This is a genomic window from Streptomyces sp. H39-C1 (assembly GCF_027158125.1).
Classification (GTDB): Bacteria; Actinomycetota; Actinomycetes; order Streptomycetales; family Streptomycetaceae; genus Actinacidiphila; species Actinacidiphila fildesensis.
This window is the reverse complement of sequence record NZ_JAPVLS010000141.1, coordinates 1-15,578: the sequence shown is the minus strand read 5'-3', so window position 1 is coordinate 15,578 and position 15,578 is coordinate 1. Positions and strand designations below refer to the sequence as shown.

The 15,578-nt window shown below is 68.7% G+C and carries 17 protein-coding genes and 1 pseudogene; 14 read left to right on the top strand and 4 right to left on the bottom strand.

From position 1 onward, the window contains the following. The first annotated feature begins 86 nt into the window (after positions 1-86). The 5 genes from O3W51_RS44845 to O3W51_RS44825 all read left to right on the top strand — a co-directional run bounded on the left by O3W51_RS44845 (position 87) and on the right by O3W51_RS44825 (position 3,923). A complete protein-coding gene (locus O3W51_RS44845; protein WP_244808920.1) occupies positions 87-893 on the top strand; it encodes a ferritin-like domain-containing protein in 807 nt (268 codons plus the stop codon). 36 nt (positions 894-929) lie between these two features. Continuing rightward, a complete protein-coding gene (locus O3W51_RS48665; protein ID WP_331284154.1) occupies positions 930-1,454 on the top strand; it encodes a cupredoxin domain-containing protein in 525 nt (174 codons plus the stop codon). A 49-nt stretch (positions 1,455-1,503) separates the two neighbouring features. After that, complete coding sequence (locus O3W51_RS44835) at positions 1,504-1,992, top strand: hypothetical protein (RefSeq protein ID WP_269289594.1); 489 nt, start codon at positions 1,504-1,506, stop codon at positions 1,990-1,992. Next, complete coding sequence (locus O3W51_RS48660) at positions 1,992-2,573, top strand: STAS domain-containing protein (RefSeq protein ID WP_331284153.1); 582 nt, start codon at positions 1,992-1,994, stop codon at positions 2,571-2,573. The genes O3W51_RS44835 and O3W51_RS48660 overlap by 1 nt, the downstream gene beginning before the upstream one ends. Positions 2,574-3,605: 1,032 nt before the next feature. Continuing rightward, complete coding sequence (locus O3W51_RS44825) at positions 3,606-3,923, top strand: chaplin (protein ID WP_198359410.1); 318 nt, start codon at positions 3,606-3,608, stop codon at positions 3,921-3,923. 155 nt (positions 3,924-4,078) lie between these two features. Here O3W51_RS44825 and O3W51_RS44820 read toward each other — a convergent pair whose 3' ends face one another. Continuing rightward, positions 4,079-5,233, bottom strand: a complete 1,155-nt coding sequence (locus O3W51_RS44820; protein WP_138358322.1) for a multicopper oxidase domain-containing protein — start codon at positions 5,231-5,233, stop codon at positions 4,079-4,081. Positions 5,234-5,825: 592 nt separating this feature from the next. Continuing rightward, positions 5,826-6,413 (bottom strand): hypothetical protein, encoded by a 588-nt coding sequence (locus O3W51_RS44815; protein WP_138358320.1) that lies wholly within the window; start codon positions 6,411-6,413, stop codon positions 5,826-5,828. A gap of 772 nt (positions 6,414-7,185) precedes the next feature. On the opposite strand from O3W51_RS44815, the gene O3W51_RS44810 reads away from it, so the two are divergent. The 7 genes and pseudogenes from O3W51_RS44810 (at position 7,186) to O3W51_RS44775 (ending at position 13,529) form a co-directional block, all read left to right on the top strand. Then, positions 7,186-7,320, top strand: coding sequence for a hypothetical protein (locus tag O3W51_RS44810; protein ID WP_331284152.1), 135 nt, complete (start codon positions 7,186-7,188; stop codon positions 7,318-7,320). A gap of 97 nt (positions 7,321-7,417) precedes the next feature. Further along, complete coding sequence (locus tag O3W51_RS44805; protein ID WP_269289592.1) at positions 7,418-8,983, top strand: molybdopterin-dependent oxidoreductase; 1,566 nt, start codon at positions 7,418-7,420, stop codon at positions 8,981-8,983. Positions 8,984-9,059: 76 nt separating this feature from the next. Beyond that, complete coding sequence (locus O3W51_RS44800) at positions 9,060-9,719, top strand: fasciclin domain-containing protein (RefSeq protein ID WP_269289589.1); 660 nt, start codon at positions 9,060-9,062, stop codon at positions 9,717-9,719. A gap of 84 nt (positions 9,720-9,803) precedes the next feature. Then, positions 9,804-10,252: pseudogene (locus O3W51_RS49175) on the top strand (RNA polymerase subunit sigma). 210 nt (positions 10,253-10,462) lie between these two features. Continuing rightward, positions 10,463-10,825 carry a hypothetical protein gene (locus O3W51_RS44785; RefSeq protein ID WP_138358312.1) on the top strand — a complete coding sequence of 121 codons (363 nt, stop codon included), beginning with the start codon at positions 10,463-10,465 and terminating at the stop codon, positions 10,823-10,825. Positions 10,826-10,851: 26 nt separating this feature from the next. Continuing rightward, positions 10,852-12,042, top strand: a complete 1,191-nt coding sequence (locus O3W51_RS44780; protein ID WP_187144667.1) for a TniQ family protein — start codon at positions 10,852-10,854, stop codon at positions 12,040-12,042. A 29-nt stretch (positions 12,043-12,071) separates the two neighbouring features. Further along, on the top strand, positions 12,072-13,529 hold the full coding sequence (locus tag O3W51_RS44775; RefSeq protein WP_138358308.1) for a helix-turn-helix domain-containing protein: 1,458 nt from the start codon (positions 12,072-12,074) through the stop codon (positions 13,527-13,529). Between the two features lie 128 nt (positions 13,530-13,657). On the opposite strand, the gene O3W51_RS44770 is transcribed toward O3W51_RS44775, so the two are convergent. After that, positions 13,658-13,891 (bottom strand): hypothetical protein, encoded by a 234-nt coding sequence (locus O3W51_RS44770; RefSeq protein WP_187144668.1) that lies wholly within the window; start codon positions 13,889-13,891, stop codon positions 13,658-13,660. A gap of 425 nt (positions 13,892-14,316) precedes the next feature. On the opposite strand from O3W51_RS44770, the gene O3W51_RS44765 reads away from it, so the two are divergent. Both O3W51_RS44765 and O3W51_RS44760 read left to right on the top strand, forming a co-directional pair. Beyond that, positions 14,317-14,739 carry a hypothetical protein gene (locus tag O3W51_RS44765; protein WP_244808922.1) on the top strand — a complete coding sequence of 141 codons (423 nt, stop codon included), beginning with the start codon at positions 14,317-14,319 and terminating at the stop codon, positions 14,737-14,739. Continuing rightward, positions 14,682-15,035 (top strand): phosphatase PAP2 family protein, encoded by a 354-nt coding sequence (locus O3W51_RS44760; protein ID WP_269289582.1) that lies wholly within the window; start codon positions 14,682-14,684, stop codon positions 15,033-15,035. Before O3W51_RS44765 ends, O3W51_RS44760 begins: the two co-directional genes overlap by 58 nt. A 101-nt stretch (positions 15,036-15,136) precedes the next feature. On the opposite strand, the gene O3W51_RS44755 is transcribed toward O3W51_RS44760, so the two are convergent. After that, a partial coding sequence (locus tag O3W51_RS44755; protein WP_269289579.1) for an MFS transporter occupies positions 15,137-15,578 on the bottom strand: 442 nt, incomplete at its 5' end.

The following is a 15,578-nucleotide window of genomic DNA, read 5'->3' as shown; positions in this document are numbered from 1 at the left end:
CTGCCCGCCGCCGCCGGCAGCGTCGGGTTCCCCGACACCTTCTACCCGACCAAGAACGCCTCGCCGATCTCCGAAGGAGCCGTGAAGTGAGCACTGCACACGACGGCTGGGAACTGCAGATCAGCGAAGCGCAACTCGCGCGGCTGACCCGGGACATGGAAGAGGCCCATCGCGAGACGCTGCCGGCGATGCGGGCCAGCGCGGTGGACCTGGCGCAGGAGATCCGCTCCCAGCCCGAGCAGCGCCCCGACCTGGGGCGCCGACGCTTCCTGCTGGGAGCAGGCGGAGTCGCGGCAGCCCTCACCCTTGCCGCCTGTTCCAGCAGCGACAAGAACGCAGGTTCCTCGGCCTCGCCGTCGACCTCTGGGGCGGCATCGGGCAGCGGCCAGTACACCGGTGATCTGAAGGTCGTCGCCTTGGCTACGGCATTGGAGAACCAGGCGGTGGGCGCGTACCAGGCGGCCTTGGCGGCAGCGAAGGCCGGCAAGCTCGGTACGGTTCCGCTGGCGGTGGCGACCTTCGTGACTACGGCGATGGCCCAGCACGCCGACCATGCCAAGGCGTGGAACGCGGTGCTGACCGGTGCCGGCAAGCCCGCCATCACCGACGTGCCGTTGTCCAACCAGGCCGAGGTCACCGCCGCCCTCGGCAAGGCCACCCATGTCGGAGCCGTCGCCAAACTCGCCCTCCAGCTGGAGGACCAGGCCGCACAGACCTACCTGTTCGCGACGTACAACGTCACCAGCCCTGCCGGGATCAGCACAGCCGCCACCATCGCCCCCGTCGAGGCCATGCACGCGGCGATCTTGAACTTCGTCCTGGGCCAGTACCCCGTGCCCGACGACTTCCTGCCCGTCGACAAGGCCGCCAGCCCCTCCTTGCTGACGGTGTAACGGCGCGTCCCCCAGGGGTAAACCTCCAAGCACCTCATACCAAGACCGAGGCACCCGCCCTGGCGCAGCGGTCTCGTCCGACGCCCATTTGGCCCGGACGAGATCACTGGCCCTTCTCCTCCCCCCACACCCCTTCGCTTCTCCCGAAAGGCCGGGCCTGCGCATGACCGCGCTCCGCACCTCCGTCAGGCTCGCATCACCGTCGCCGGCGCCGCTTGCGGACTGCTGGCACTCACCGCCTGCTCCGGCTCCAGCGGCGGATCACCAAGCACCAGCGCACCCGTTTCCACTCCCCCACCCGCAAGTGCGGCCGCACAGATCGTCATCAAGGACTTCATGTTCGGCCCAGCCTCGCTGACCGTCGCTCCGGGCACGGTCGTCACCGTCAGGAACGAGGACAAGACCCCACACACCGCCACGGCCACCGGGTCCCAGGCCTTCGACACCGGCACCATCGCCGGCGGCAAGAGCGCGATTTTCAAAGCCCCCGCGGCCGCTGGGACCTACGACTACATCTGCAACATCCACCAGTACATGAAGGGCAAGCTCACCGTTCGCTGATGCCCGCCAGCACGCCCGGACCGAAGGATCCGAGGAAGGAGAGCCGGCCATGACGATTGAGTCCACGCCCGGCGGTGCCCGCCGTGCCCTGCGCGGCGCGTGCCGGATCGCTGCCGCGGCGGGCCTGGCTGTCGACGCCTACGTCCACGTACACCTCGCCGATCAGTACGACGCGGTCAGCGCGACCGTCAGCCAGGGCACCTTGTTCCGGGTCGAAGCGGGCCTGGCCGCCGTGGCTGCCGTGCTCGTCCTCCTGTGGCACCGTCTGCTGTCCGACCTCTTGGCCTTGCTCGTCGCCGCAGGCGGTCTCGCCGCGCTTTTGCTCTACCGCTATGTCGACGTCGGGGCGCTTGGCCCAGTGCCCGACATGTACGAACCCATCTGGTCGGACGACAAGAAGCTCACCGTCGTCGCGCAACTCATTACCATCGCCGCCGCCATCGTCCTGCTTCTCACCCGGCGCTTTCGTTCATTTCGCAGCCCGACACCGCGCCGTCCTGGCCCCCAGCGGGCGCGGCCCGACCGTGAAGAGCAGTAGTGACAGTGACCCAGTTGAGCGTGACCACCCGCACCCTTCCCTGCGACCCCGTCATCGAAATGGCCGGAGAGCTGGACCACCACACCGCCTCTCACGTCCGCGATCTTCTCCCTGGACTCGCCATTGATGCCGGTCAACAACTCCTCCTCGATCTGAGCGGTCTCACGTTCTGCGATTCCACGGGCATCACCGTCCTGATCGCCGCCCGCCACTATGCGTTGGCCGCCCACGCCTCCATCGTCCTAATCGCCGTCCCCGCCCACATCCGTCGAATCCTCCACATAGTCTGCCTGGAACAGGTTTTCCCCGCCTACGGCACCGTTCCGGAAGCCGAGACAGCGCCGGGGAACGTGCTCCTCAGGCTGGTCATCGCTCATCAGGCCTACCTCGCGCGCCGTCCGTTGCCGCCCCCGCACACGGGACCCGTCCAGCGACCGCGAAGACCACCGCGACATCCTTGGCAGCTGGGCAGGCGGCAGCGGCCAGGGCGCGGAATTCTGGCTTCATCGCCACCGGTCCGACGCAGGTCACCACAGACTTGGACCTGGCGCCGTCGTAACTGTGGGCGGTGCCTCTCATAGCCCAGGAGATCGGTCATCTCGCCCTCAAGAGCGGACTCCCGAACCCGCTAGATCAGCCGCTGCAGTAGCTCAACCGCGCCGGTCGGCTGCCGGCCCTCGCTCCAGGCCGGGCGGCCACCATCGCGACCACTCACCCGTCCGATGGAGCCGCACCTGCCGCCTCCACCACGGCCCGTGCTCGATCGACACCTCACCCACTTGACGCATCCATGATCAAGGGATACGCCATCCGGTGGACACTCCCCGTGCCTCGCGTCACTGCGGAACACCGCGTCGAAGACAAGGAAGCGTGAACGACAAACGGGTTTGGCCCAGGACCAGGGAGATCCGGATCGCCTGAATTTGGCTTCACGGAACCACCACGTCACGATCCCGGCCGCGGTTGCCCTCACGGTCACGGATCGGATCGACACGGACTTGCCGCAAGAGCGCCAACTGCGAACAACGCTTTCGCAAAGAGCTCGAAACGCCTGTCAGCATCGCGAAAGGCCCCGCGAAGTGAAGGCACAGCCAGCGGCTCTGCAGGGCCCATTTGGAGAGTCACCGCGGGGCGAGTTACTACCACACCCGGCGCTGCCATGCCCGACTCCTGCAGGGGTACCCGCTCGCTTAGGAAACTGCGCTCGCGAGAACGCCAACTACGTTGCTGTCAGCCGCATACACCGTGCGAGCGTAGTCCTGAACATGCCCGGGCGCCGATCCCTGGCGGATTCCAGCCGACGCACAAGTCGGTGCGCGCAGGACTGCGAATGATCTGGTCGGGCCTGGCAGGAAAGGGCAAAACCGCCAGACCCGACCGGATCTCGATGTCGCACACCATGAACGAGCGGCTCGCGGTCCATGACACGGGCGGCACCACCTCCGACCACCCGCATTCACCCGGACGGCCCCTCCCCCGCCAGCGTCCCGGGACTGCGGCGCGCAATGCAGGCACTCGTTCGGCGGAACACCCGTGACCTGCGGCCAAGCACGCCCGTTGGTGAAGAAACGCCGTGACCTCACGGCGCACTCAACCTCCCAAGGAGACTTTCGATGTCCCGTATTGCCAAGGCAGCCGCCATCACCGCCGTCGCCGGCGCCATCATGGCCACCGGTGCCGGCATTGCCGCCGCTGACGCCGATGCCCACGGTGCAGCCATCGGCTCCCCGGGTGTTCTGTCCGGCAACCTCATTCAGGTCCCCATCCACGTGCCGATCAACGTATGCGGCAACACCGTCAACGTCGTCGGTCTCCTGAACCCGGCGTTCGGCAACGTCTGCCAGAACATCAGCAGCGATGACGACGACCACAGTGACCACAAGGGCGACGACAAGGGCGACTGGGCCGGCCACGACAGCTACAACCGCTGACCACCGCCCCACCACCATCACCCGGGCCGCCGTAACCCGGACACCAGCCCGCACGGGATCAGGGGGCAGACGCCCTCTGATCCCGTGACGCTTCCCCCGGCGGCTTCAGTCAGCGCAGCTTGCACCGCTCGCGCAGGGAGCGCCCCGACGGAAGGTCAGGGTCGAACGAGGTAGCGGCCCACCATGCCGCCCATCATGTGGTCGGTGACATGGCAGTGGTAGATCCAGTCGCCGGGGTTGTCTTCGGTGTACTCCACAGTCAGTGTCGTGGACGGGCCGATGATCTGGGAGTCGACCCATCCCTGATAGCCCTGCCGGCTCTCCCACCGGTGGCCGTGGATGTGGAAGACGTGGAACTCCTTGCCCAGTGCGGCAATGCGCCACCTCACCCGCTCACCCACCTGCGCGGTGAAGGTGGGCGTGTTGTCGAGGAACGCTCCGCCGTTGAACATGTCGAGGTCCTGTGCAAGCGATGGGACGTCGTCGGTGTAGGCGTCGTGGAGGAGCAGCGTGAACTCTCGGTCGACCTCGGGGGTTTTCTCGTCGGTGACCACCAGCAGACCCAGCAGACCCAGTTCGGCCCCGATCTCCATCACCGTATCGGCTTCCATTCCGTCGCTGGCCACCTCCCCGGAGGAGGCTTCTGGTGCGGGGATCTTTTGCGGCACGGAGTGGTCGTGGTAGAGCCAGGTGCCGACCGAGCTCGGTCGGCAGATCCAGGTGTATGTGTAGGTCTCCCCGTATTGGATCGCGGTGCCGGGCCGGTCTGGATCGTCGGCCAGCCAGCCCCCATCATTGTCCCGGTCGTATTGCACGCCGTGGGGGTGGATGCTGTGCGGCCATTGGTAGTAGGCGTCGTTGTTGCGGAAGTGCACCGTGATCGTGTCGCCGACCGCCGCGCGCAGCACCGGGCCGGGTATGCCGGAATTGGTCCCGATTCCCTCGACACCCGTGTCGGCCTTCAGAGGGACTTCCCAGCCTGGGGTGTAGGCGCGGAAGCCGACGGCCCAAAAGGTCGTCTGGTCGGGGCCGAATTGTCGCCCCATCATGCCGTCGTACCCGTTGGACACCGCGTTGTGCTCGAAGGAGTCTGCCTGGATCCAAAACTCCCGCACCTGCCCTGTCGACTCGGCCCCAGTCCTCGTCTCCGGCATCTTCAGACGCGATTCAGGGGCGGTGGGCTCGGGCGTCGCGGCGCGGGCGGAAACTTGTTGCGCGGCCAGGACAGCGGCCGCGCCACCGCCGAGCAAGCCACGGAGCACAGCCCTGCGCCCGCTGCTCCCGGCGGCCGCTGACTCGTCAGTCGGCATGACAGCCTCCGCTCCGGGCGGGGCGGCACAAGACGGGGGGTTCGGCTATCACTACGGTGCCTCCTCAAGGCGGCGCGATCCACCGAAGCCGGCAGGCGACGGAATTAGCATCTCTACCCGAAAACAGTGCAAATCAGGCAAAGCGTACGACCGCCCCACCCGCTCGGCTCAGGCATCACCGCGGAGATGAACTTGGCCCGGACCGGCGCTCCGTTGATTCCCCGGTCAGGGCAGTGCAATACGATGGCCCGGGTCGGGGCGGTGCATCGAAGAGATCCGGAGGCGCTGGAGCGGAGTCGTCTCGTCGCCTTCGTGCCCAGCCGAACAGTGATCGGGGTTGCGGCGCAGTCATCTCTGTCGGCCATCGGCATGTTGTCAACGGCGGCGGTGCTTACGCAATCGATGGATAGTTTGGCCGGGAGCCGTGGATGGATTCAGGCTTTCCATGGCTGCCTACCAGGTCACAGCCGATGGGCAGTAGCGATTGCGCATTCACGGCGGGGAAGCGCCCGCAGCGCATCATCACCCGCCCTCGGCCCCGGGAAATTCCAGCGGAGCGTGTGGAATGTTCCACGCGTCACGGCAGGTCAGGTCAGCTCTCCGAGAGACCCTCGCAACGCAGAGGCGCGCCCGACGTTTCATCAGGGTTCGAGCCCGAGGGACCGCAGCACCTGGCACCCGTCCTCGATCTACTGCCGGGCGCCTGGACTTCCCGGCGTGCGGTGCGCAGCGCATTCCGCACACCCTGCAGCTGCTCGTGGGGGGAGGTGTCTGCCGGCGGGTTACTCGTGGACAGCAGCGCTTGGGTGGCGTCCAGGAGGTGGTTGACCGCCGGCGGCACGGTACATCCTTCGCCATCGTCGCCTATCCGGGTGGCGACCAGGTCGGTTAGCGTGCGGTTCACCCGGGCCTGTAACAACCGCGACCACACCCCGCCCAACGCCTCGGATCCGTCGTTGGCGACACGCAGCGTGTCGCGGATGCCAGCGAAGTAGCCCTCGCGGACCGCCTCCAGATCCAGGCGATCGGTGTCGAACGTCACGGCCGACTCCACGCAGTACAAGAGCATCCCCATGGCCGCCGCCCTCGGCATCGGATCAGGCAGCACCGGCAGGTCCACCCCGACCGTGCGCAAACAGGCATGGATCTGCGCGGCATTTAACATCGGATCATCCGTCACGAACAGGACCTTCCAACGACACGGCCAACTGCCTCACCAGCGTGCCGGTACCCACGGCGGTCCCGGGACGGGTACGGCCCGATTCACCCCGCTCGAGTCCCGGACGGCGGTAGTGCGGGCAGTGGTTGATGTAAGGGCGAACACGTCGACGTATACAGCGAACCTGGCCGGGCGCGGGCCTCTGGCCGAACGCCCGTCGGAGCCAGAACAACCTACTACGGCCGGGGCAGGCACCCGTCCCGTCGATCCGGACGAAGGCGAGTGGATTTTCGCCTGCGAAATCACGGAAAGACAGCGGGTGGGCAGCCTTTTGTCAGGGCCGTCTCATAGACGGACAGCGACCCGGCCTCGGCTGCAACACCGCGTGCGCTCCGCGCTCGGCCAACACCGCCGCCCTCGCCTACGGAAACGGGCTGCGGCCCTGCCCGCGACTGCTGCCCAGCCTTCGGAAGGACGTCGCGTTCGCGGCCGTAGCGGCAACGTCGAACACCGTCCCGTCCACCGCCAGGCGCCCGTTCGACGGCCACGGCAGTCCCGCGAAAGCAACACCCGAAACGAATCCGGACCCAGCCGCAGGCGGGCCCAGACGATCGCCGCCGCCGTCGGCAACCGCCACGTTTTCGCCGCCCAGCTCTCACGTTCCAGACGCCGTACCAGGAGCCAGGCCACCTCCTCATAGCCCTGGCCGAAGAAATGGAACACGACCACCCCCTCCACCCGGGACGCGAGGCCACGCCAGGGGCCCGCGCGCATCCCGATACAGGGAACTCCCATGATGCCCCTCATCGCGCTTCGTCTCTGCTCGCTCGTCGAGAAGCATCTGCCCGGACCGCTGCCCGTGCGCGCGCGGGCGTGGGACGGCAGTGAGGTAGGGCCGTCCCAGGCGCCCGTGGTCGTCCTGCGATAGCCCAGGACTCTGCGCCGACTGTTGTGGCAACCCGATCGGGTGAAGGACCAATCCGGCTCAGGACCCGCTCCGAATGCCCCCTGTGACAAGGAATCGGATGAGCGACCTGCTGCTCGGCGCGGTAAGCGGAGAACTGGCGGCAGCCGTCTCGCTGGCCGCCGCCGAGCTGGTGGCGGTGGCCGTCGGACCGCAGGCGTCGCCGGTGACGGCGATCGGCGGAACGGCGATCGACGCGACTCCGGTCGAGGTGAAGGACTGGGCGATCCGGCACTTCGGCACCTCGGACAAGCTGGTGCTGCAGTTGGGCATCGTCGCCGCACTGGCGCTCTTCGCGGCGGTCGTCGGCATCGTCGCCGTGCGCCACCGCGTGGCGGGCGTCATCGGCGTGGCGGTCTTCGGCGCGGTCGGCGCGGTGGCGGCGGTCCGGCGGCCGGTCGGTGTGTGGACGGACGCGTTCCCCTCGCTCGTCGGCGCGGTCGCCGGGGCGGCGGTGCTGTGGCTGCTGGCCGGCCGGATCCGCGGGAAGGGCTCACCGGCCCCCGGCGATGCCGGGGCACCCGGGGAGCCGTCCGGTGCCTTCGACCGGCGCGGGTTCCTGATCGCCGCGTCCGCGGCGGCCGCGTTCTCCGCCGTCGGAGGCACCGTCGGGCGGCGGCTGAACTCCACCGACGCGGCGGCTGTCGCCTCCCGGGACGCCGTACGACTGCCCGCCCCGCTGTCGGCGGCGGGGCGGGTACCCGCGGGAGCCGATCTGCGGATCCCCGGGATGATGCCCTTCACGACGCCCAACGCGTCCTTCTACCGGGTGGACACCGCGCTCACCGTTCCCCAGGTGAACGCCGACAGCTGGCGGCTGCGGATCCACGGCAAGGGCGTCACCAAGCCGTTGGAGTTCACCTATCAGGACCTCCTGCGGCGCCCGCTGATCGAGCGCGACATCACGTTGACCTGTGTGTCCAACGAGGTCGGCGGACCGTACACCGGCAACGCCCGGTGGATCGGGGTGCCGCTCGCCGCACTCCTGAAGGAGGCCGGGGTCCGTCCGCCGTCCGCCGGTGGTCCCGCCGATCAGCTGGTGGCGCGCTCGGTGGACGGGATGACGCTCGGCAGCCCGGTCGAGACGGTCCTCGACGGCCGGGACGCGATGCTCGCGGTCGGGATGAACGGCGTACCGCTGCCCTTCACCCACGGCTTTCCCGTCCGAATGCTCGTCCCCGGCCTCTACGGGTACGTGTCGGCCTGCAAGTGGCTGACCGACCTGGAACTGACCACCTTCGCCGACTTCGACGCCTACTGGGTCCGGCGCAGCTGGTCCCCGCAGGCCCCCATCAAGACGTCGTCCCGGATCGACACCCCCCGGCCCTTCGCCTCCCTGAAGGCGGGACCCGTGCCCGTCGCGGGCGTCACGTGGGCCCAGCACAAGGGTGTCGACAGGGTCGAGGTGCGGATCGACGGCGGTGAGTGGCTGGCCGCGAGGCCCGCCACGGAGGACACCGCCGACACCTGGCGCCAATGGTCCTACCTCTGGGACGCCAAACCCGGTTCGCACCGCATCGAGGTCCGCGCGACGGACCGCACGGGCTCGACCCAGACCGAAGAGCGCCAGGGCACCGTGCCCGACGGCTCGACGGGCTGGCACTCGGTGGTGGTCACCGTGGAGTGAGTTCCGCGCACCACATCACCCGACCACACCACACCATAACCATCCGGTCTTACCGGGCATTCTCAGGAGAATTCGCGTGTACACCACCACTCGTATCCGTCGTGTCGCCCTCGTCTCGGCCGCCGCCGCCGTCCTCGCCGTCACCGCGTCCGCCTGTTCCGACAGCGGCAGCGACAGCGCCAGCGACAAGACCACTGCCGCGCAGACCACGACGGCCATGCCGCCGTCGTCCGCCGCGGGCGACACGACGAACGCGTCCGCACCCTTCGGCCCCGCCTGCGCCGGGGTGCCGAAGGACGGCGCGGGCAGCTTCGACGGCATGGCCAAGGACCCGGTGGCCACCGCCGCCTCGCACAACCCCGCGCTGTCCACCCTGGTGACCGCGGTGACGAAGGCCGGACTCGTCGACACGCTCAACAGCGCGTCGAACATCACGGTCTTCGCGCCGACCAACGACGCCTTCGCCAAGATCCCGAAGGCCGACCTGGACAAGGTGCTCAACGACAAGGCGACGCTCACCAAGATCCTGACCTACCACGTCGTGGGCCAGCCGCTCACCCCGAACCAGCTCACCAGCGGCACGTTCCCGACGCTGGAGAAGCAGTCCCTCTCGACCAGGGGCTCCGGCGAGTCCTACATGGTCAACGACACCGCTAACGTGGTCTGCGGCAACGTCAAGACCGCCAACGCCAACGTGTACATCGTCGACACCGTTCTGATGCCGCCGGTCTCCTGATCGGGACCTGCCGCCCCGGGCGACCAATTCGCCCGGGGCCCGGCGACGAACCAGTGGTGTGACGACCACTGCTCGGAGGTGCGTATTCACGCGATAGCCCACGACAACGGACCCGTGGCGCCGGGCCCCGGAAGCCTGGAGACCCTTCTCGAACGGGTCTCCAGGGGAGACAAGGAGGCGTTCAACGGCGTCTACACGGCCGTGAAGAGGCGGCGTGACGCCCCAGCGTCATGAGGCTCGCCCAGCGAGGGGCGTCGATGGGGTCCGCTCAGTTCGAGCTCGTGCGACCGGGAGCAGCGGGCCCCGGTCCGCGACCCCACCCCGGACTTCGATTTCGTGTCGGAGCAGGTCGCTGGAGCGCAAACCAGTGGGCTGCAGCCTGGAGCATCTGACCGAGCTGCAGCGCGAGTCGGTCGACGTGGCCTATTACCGGGGATAGACCTGATGTGCTGGGAACAGCGCTCGGCACCGTCAAAACCCGCCTGCGGGACGGGCTCATCCGCCTACGGGACTGCTTGGGGGTGACGTCGTGACCGACTCCGCCGATCTGCACACACTGACCGGCGCCTACGCACTCTCCTCCGCCGAGGCGGACGAGCTCTCTCGACATCTCGCCGAGTGCCCCGCCTGCGCCCAGGAAGTGCATCGGTGTCGAGCTGAGCAACCGCGGCCTGTACTCCGAGGGCAACTCCCGCGGCACCATCACCCTCGCCCAGACCGCGCGCCGCACCACCCCGCTGACGATGGAGCCGTTCGTCGTCACCAACGACAAGCACCGCCGTGAGTGGCGCAGTATGCTGCTCGCCCTGGAGAAGCGGATCGTGCTGTGCCGGAAGTTCCCCGGCATGCTCGCCGACGACCTGTCCGACTACCTCTACATCCGCACCACCGGGCACATCGGCTCGTTGATGACGCTGATCAACCGTGGATGCCAGCGCGCCGCACGCACCGGCACCAAGCTCCTCGACGTCGACCTCCTCGACCAGGTGAAGCTCGATGCGGCGGCGGAGCGGGCGCGCAAGGCGCTCCCGAAGAAATTCGAACGCGGTCGCATGACGACCAAGCCCAATCCTGGGCGCTCGCGCACTGCGAAGCGCGTGGCGTGAGCTTCGTCCGTACGCTACCGATCCGCGTGGCACCGGTGTCGGGAGAAGCACTGGACTCCTGGGTCGAGGCGATCGCGCACCGCACGGACATCTACCTCAAAGACCTCCTGCCCGCCCTGGGCTTCCTTCCGCGCCACGAGGGGCTGTCACCGGCCCGGTGGGACTGGTCGGGGATGCCCACTGACGTGGAGCTGGAGTCGATCGCGTCGGCCACCGGCATCGCGTCCGGGCAGGTGCACCGGATGACGCTGCGCCCCTACGACCAGCGCGCCCTGGTGCTCAACCCGCACAGCAGGCGTGTCGACCAGCGGCTGCTGTGGGGCCGCGCGCGGGGCTCGCGCTACTGTCCTGTCTGCCTGGCCGAGAGCGGCGGTCGCTGGCAGGTGTCGTGGCGGCTGGGCTGGTCGTTCGCCTGCCTGGTGCACAACCGGCTGCTGGCCGACGACTGCCCTGGCTGCCTGCGCCCGCAACGCATGCGCCCGCACAGCGGCTACGGCATCCCGATCCCCGGCCGGTGCGCGAACACAACGCGGGGCAGCGACAAGCACCCCCGCTGCCACCACGACCTGACCACGGCCCCCAGCCTCCCGTTCCCGGCCGAATCTCCGGTGATCCAGGCTCAGCACCTGCTTGCCACCTGCATCGACACCGGCAGGGCCGACTTCGGGATCTACGCGGCCGACCCCCAGCCAGCCCGGGTCGCCCTCGCCGACATCCGCGCGCTGGCCGCCCGCTTCCTCATGGTCACCTCCCGGGCAGCGGATCTGATGTCCGACACCTGCCTCACCCGCGACATGCCCGCCGAGATCGTCACCCGCATGCCCACCCAGGAACGCGCCTCGCGCTTCCCCGACCGCCCCGGCGCATCGGCGCCACCGGGGGCGCCGTCGACAGCCGCGGCCGTTCTTGCCGCACTGAACATCCTCAACCAGCCCGCCTTCGCTGAAGCCGGCCAGCGCATGAGGACCTTGGTGGAAGCCGTCTCGCAGGTGTCGCCCCAGGCGGCCCTGACCGTGAGCACGTGGGGCGCCGACATCGGCCCTCTTCTCAAGTCCGTGCACCTTGCCGCTGCCCTGCACCGCCGGCCGCTGAGCGAGCAGTTGCGCCATCGAGCCGTCACTTCGGCCCCCAGAAGCCACCCGCCGACGCGGGCCCGGCGACCCAACGCGCCCGCAAGATCCCCACTCTCGCCTGGCCGGGCTGGTGGCTACGGATAGCCCCCGCGCAAGGCGCGTTCGACACGATCATGCGTCAGGCCCTGTCCGCGATGCTCTTGATCGTCGGCAGCCGTATGGACAGGAAGGCAGCCTTCACCAGCCTCGGCTCTCACCTCAACTCCAGCCACATGTCCCGCATGCTGCGCGTGCTGGAGCAATCAGGCCACTGGGATGCCGTCCAAGAAGCACTCACCCGCGTCAGCGACTACCTCGACAACACCGACATCCCCATCGACTACCACCGGCGCCGACACCTGGACTTCCGCGAGCTGCTGCCCGACGAGCAGTGGCACAGTATCTGCCGCACCGTGGGCATCGCGGCAGGCAAGCAGCGCAGAGCCGGCATCGTGCGCGCGGTGCTCGTCGAACGCCTCAGCACACAACCCACCCCCAACACGACACCTCGAACCGTGCGCGACCACAAGGTCGACTTCCCCGTCTGGCACACCCCCGCCCTGGCCGAAGCCCTCGACGACGTGGCCCGCGCCTTCCTGGACCGCCACCACCTCGCCCACGAACCACTCACCTGGCAGCCACCCACAACCCTGCTCGACGGACTCGGCCTGCCCGGATGCGACCCCCACACCGTCGACCTCGCCCGACTGCACCAGCTCATCCGCGGCCATTCCCAGTCACCCACCGCGGCCGCGCAGGAACTCGACACCACGCCCGAAGCGATCCGCTACCTCCTGGCCCTCCACCCGGCTCCCACCACCCAGCGCACAGCTCACGGCTGGCGACCCAATGCGGCCCTGCGTTATGCACGGGAGACACTGCCACCCGACGACCTCACCGGCCTCTACACCGTGCAGCGGCGCACACTCCAACAGATCGGTGACCAAATCGGGGTGAGTGCACGTGTGATCGCCAACCTCGCCGACGAATACGGCATCTCCCTACGTCGCCCACGCGAACCCGGACACAATCGAACTGTCGACATCGACCGGGAATGGCTGCAAGAGCAGTACCTCGTCCATCAGCGCTCCGCTACCGATCTCGCGGCCGAGCTGGGCATCGGCGCATCCACTCTGCTCAAGCGAATCAAGGAAGCCGGAATACAAACCCGCACACGTGGTGGACGAAGCCACCAAGGCGTTATCCACCGCGATACCGAACTCCAACACATCCCGTTACCGCTGCGGCCCGCACTCACCGGCAGGCTGGGCCGAACTCGCCTCGAACTCTTCGCAGCTGCGGCCCCCTATGGCAGTCTCGCCAAAGCCGCCCAAGCCCTCGGCGTCGTTGGCGCCACCCTCCGAGCTGCCATCCATCACGTTGAAGCAGACCTCGGCCTCCACCTCGTCGGACGCGCCACCCCCACTACGCCGATGCAGCTCACCGACCCAGGACGCCGCATCCTCGCCGTGATCCACGCGTGGCAACACGGCGAAGGCGCTCCGGCACCAGCGTTCTCGGCGACGGACCTGCCTCCGCCCGCAAGGCCGACCCCGCCCACCGCATCGCCGATCAAGAGGACAAGAAGGTGAGACCAGACGTGCGTTTCCGGCGAAGTAGCCCAGCAGTGTGAAGCGGATGCCGCAGGCCAGGCCGCCAGGGGCGTTGAACAGCAGGAAGCGCCGGTAGGGCATGTGCGAGATCCCGGCCAGCGCGGGCGTCATCGCGCGGAAGATGGCGATGAACCGGCCCAGGAAGACCGCTTCGGGGCCGCGGCGGCGATCAGGTCCTGGGCCTTGGCGACATGATCATGGTGGGAGCGCAGAGGGCCGCACTTCAGGATCCTCAGTCCGAAGTGGTGCCCGACCTCGTAGCCGAGGCTGCCGGCGATCGCGGCGCCAACAACCACTACCGCGAGCCACCACACCGAAACCTTGCCCTGGCTGGTGAGCACCCCGCCGAGGACCACCGCGGTCTCGCCGGGCAGGTCGAAGCCAACGCACAGGGCGTCCTCGCAGAAGACCAGGGTTGGCGACGACGGCGTATGCCACGGGTCCGGACAGGCCCCCGAGCCAGTCGGCGATGGTGTTCATGGGGCTGACCTCTCGCGCATTCGCGCAGTCCCGGCCGTGTGCGGCGGTGGGGTGGAACCACAAATGACTCTACAGCGTGTAGTAGTTTATGTCGGGCGGTCGCCGCTACATCATCTCAGCGCCACCTTCGCGTCACCTTCCCCCAGGGGGCGTGGGGTCGTGCGCGGGGTGATGGGCGGCGCCCGCTCCGCAAGGTGTTGCCCCGCTCCTGGAAGGACTCCCCGCATGCCGTACGTGCGTCACTGGTTGCGCTACTCAGTTCTCCTGTTCGTGGCAGCGATCGCCGATGGGGCTGGCGGCGGCCCACACCTCGCTGATCCAGCCGCACGACCTGAAGTGGGACCAGCACCTGGAGGACGACACCCGCTCAGCGGCGCTGACGCCGGTAATGAAGGTGGTCAGTGACATCGTCTCCCCAGCCGGCGGGCTGGTCATCCTGGCGCTGTGGTGCGGCTGGCTGCTGATCCGCCGCCATCAGCCGGTCCAGGCGGTCTCGACGTTCCTGGTGGTGGCGGTGGGCTGGAACAGCAGCGAGGTCGCGAAGATCCTGGTGGCCCGCAATCGGCCCCCGATCGCGGCCGTCCACTCCCTGGACTCGGAGATCGGCTCCAACAGCTTCCCCAGCGGCCACATAGCCTTCACGTCTCCGCCGTGGTCGCCGCCTGCATCCTGGCCCGCCACACCCGCCACCGCCTCCCGGTTGCTCTGATCGGCGCGGCCGCCATCGCGCTGGTCGGGTTCTCGCGCCTGTACATCGGCGCGCACTACCCCACCGACGTGCTCGGCTCGCTGCTGGTGTCCAGCTCCGCGATCATCTTCCTGACCGGGCTGTGGCACACCTGGCTGCTGCCGCGCCTGCACACGATCCCGGTCGTCTCCCCGCTGCTGGCGCGCTTCGGCCCGCTGGAAGTCCAGCCCACCACCTCGCAGGCATCCCCTGCCGACGGGTTCGGCTGCCGATACCGGATCCAGTCGAGCCGACGCCACCGCCACGCCGCCCGCTGAACCAGGCGCGTCCGCTTTGGCTGGTCCCGTGCCGTGCCGTGCCGCGGTGGCGCTCGGTGTGGCGGCCCTCCTGGCCCCGGGGAGCCGTTGGTGCGAACAGGCTAGGGTCCGGGCTCACTGTTCTCCTGTGCTGTCTCGCGTCGCCGGGTGATGGGGAAGGACGCGATGACGGTCAGGGCGGCCAGGGCGGCGAAACCGCAGGTCAGGGTGGTCAGTGCGGCGACGCCCGCGACCAAAAGCGGTCCGCCCGCATCGCCCAGTTCGCGGCCCAGTTCGGCCGCGCCCATGGTCTGCCCGACCCGTTCGGGTGCGGTGGCGGCGGCCAGGGCGGCAAAGCCGAGCGGGGTGATGAGCCCGGTGCCCGCGCCGATCAGCACCGCGGCCGGCAGCAGGCCGAAAAGTCCCGGGAGCATGGCGAAGCCCAGGCCCGCACCGGTCAGGAGCAGGCCGGAGCGCAGGCCGGAGGCGGTGGTGATGGTTCCGCTGTCCAGGGCGCGGCCGGCCCGGGGCTGGACGAGGGCTGCGGTCAAGGCCAGCACGGAG

Excerpts from the sequence above, each read along its gene's own strand:
- O3W51_RS44810 (WP_331284152.1), top strand. The coding sequence starts at position 7,186 with ATGATGCCCCTCATCGCGCTTCGTCTCTGCTCGCTCGTCGAGAAGCAT.
- O3W51_RS44785 (WP_138358312.1), top strand. The coding sequence starts at position 10,463 with ATGGAGCCGTTCGTCGTCACCAACGACAAGCACCGCCGTGAGTGGCGC.
- O3W51_RS44825 (WP_198359410.1), top strand. The coding sequence starts at position 3,606 with ATGTCCCGTATTGCCAAGGCAGCCGCCATCACCGCCGTCGCCGGCGCC.
- O3W51_RS44835 (WP_269289594.1), top strand. The coding sequence starts at position 1,504 with ATGACGATTGAGTCCACGCCCGGCGGTGCCCGCCGTGCCCTGCGCGGC.
- O3W51_RS44775 (WP_138358308.1), top strand. The coding sequence starts at position 12,072 with ATGCGTCAGGCCCTGTCCGCGATGCTCTTGATCGTCGGCAGCCGTATG.
- O3W51_RS44765 (WP_244808922.1), top strand. The coding sequence starts at position 14,317 with ATGGGGCTGGCGGCGGCCCACACCTCGCTGATCCAGCCGCACGACCTG.
- O3W51_RS44820 (WP_138358322.1), bottom strand. The coding sequence starts at position 5,233 with ATGCCGACTGACGAGTCAGCGGCCGCCGGGAGCAGCGGGCGCAGGGCT.
- O3W51_RS44805 (WP_269289592.1), top strand. The coding sequence starts at position 7,418 with ATGAGCGACCTGCTGCTCGGCGCGGTAAGCGGAGAACTGGCGGCAGCC.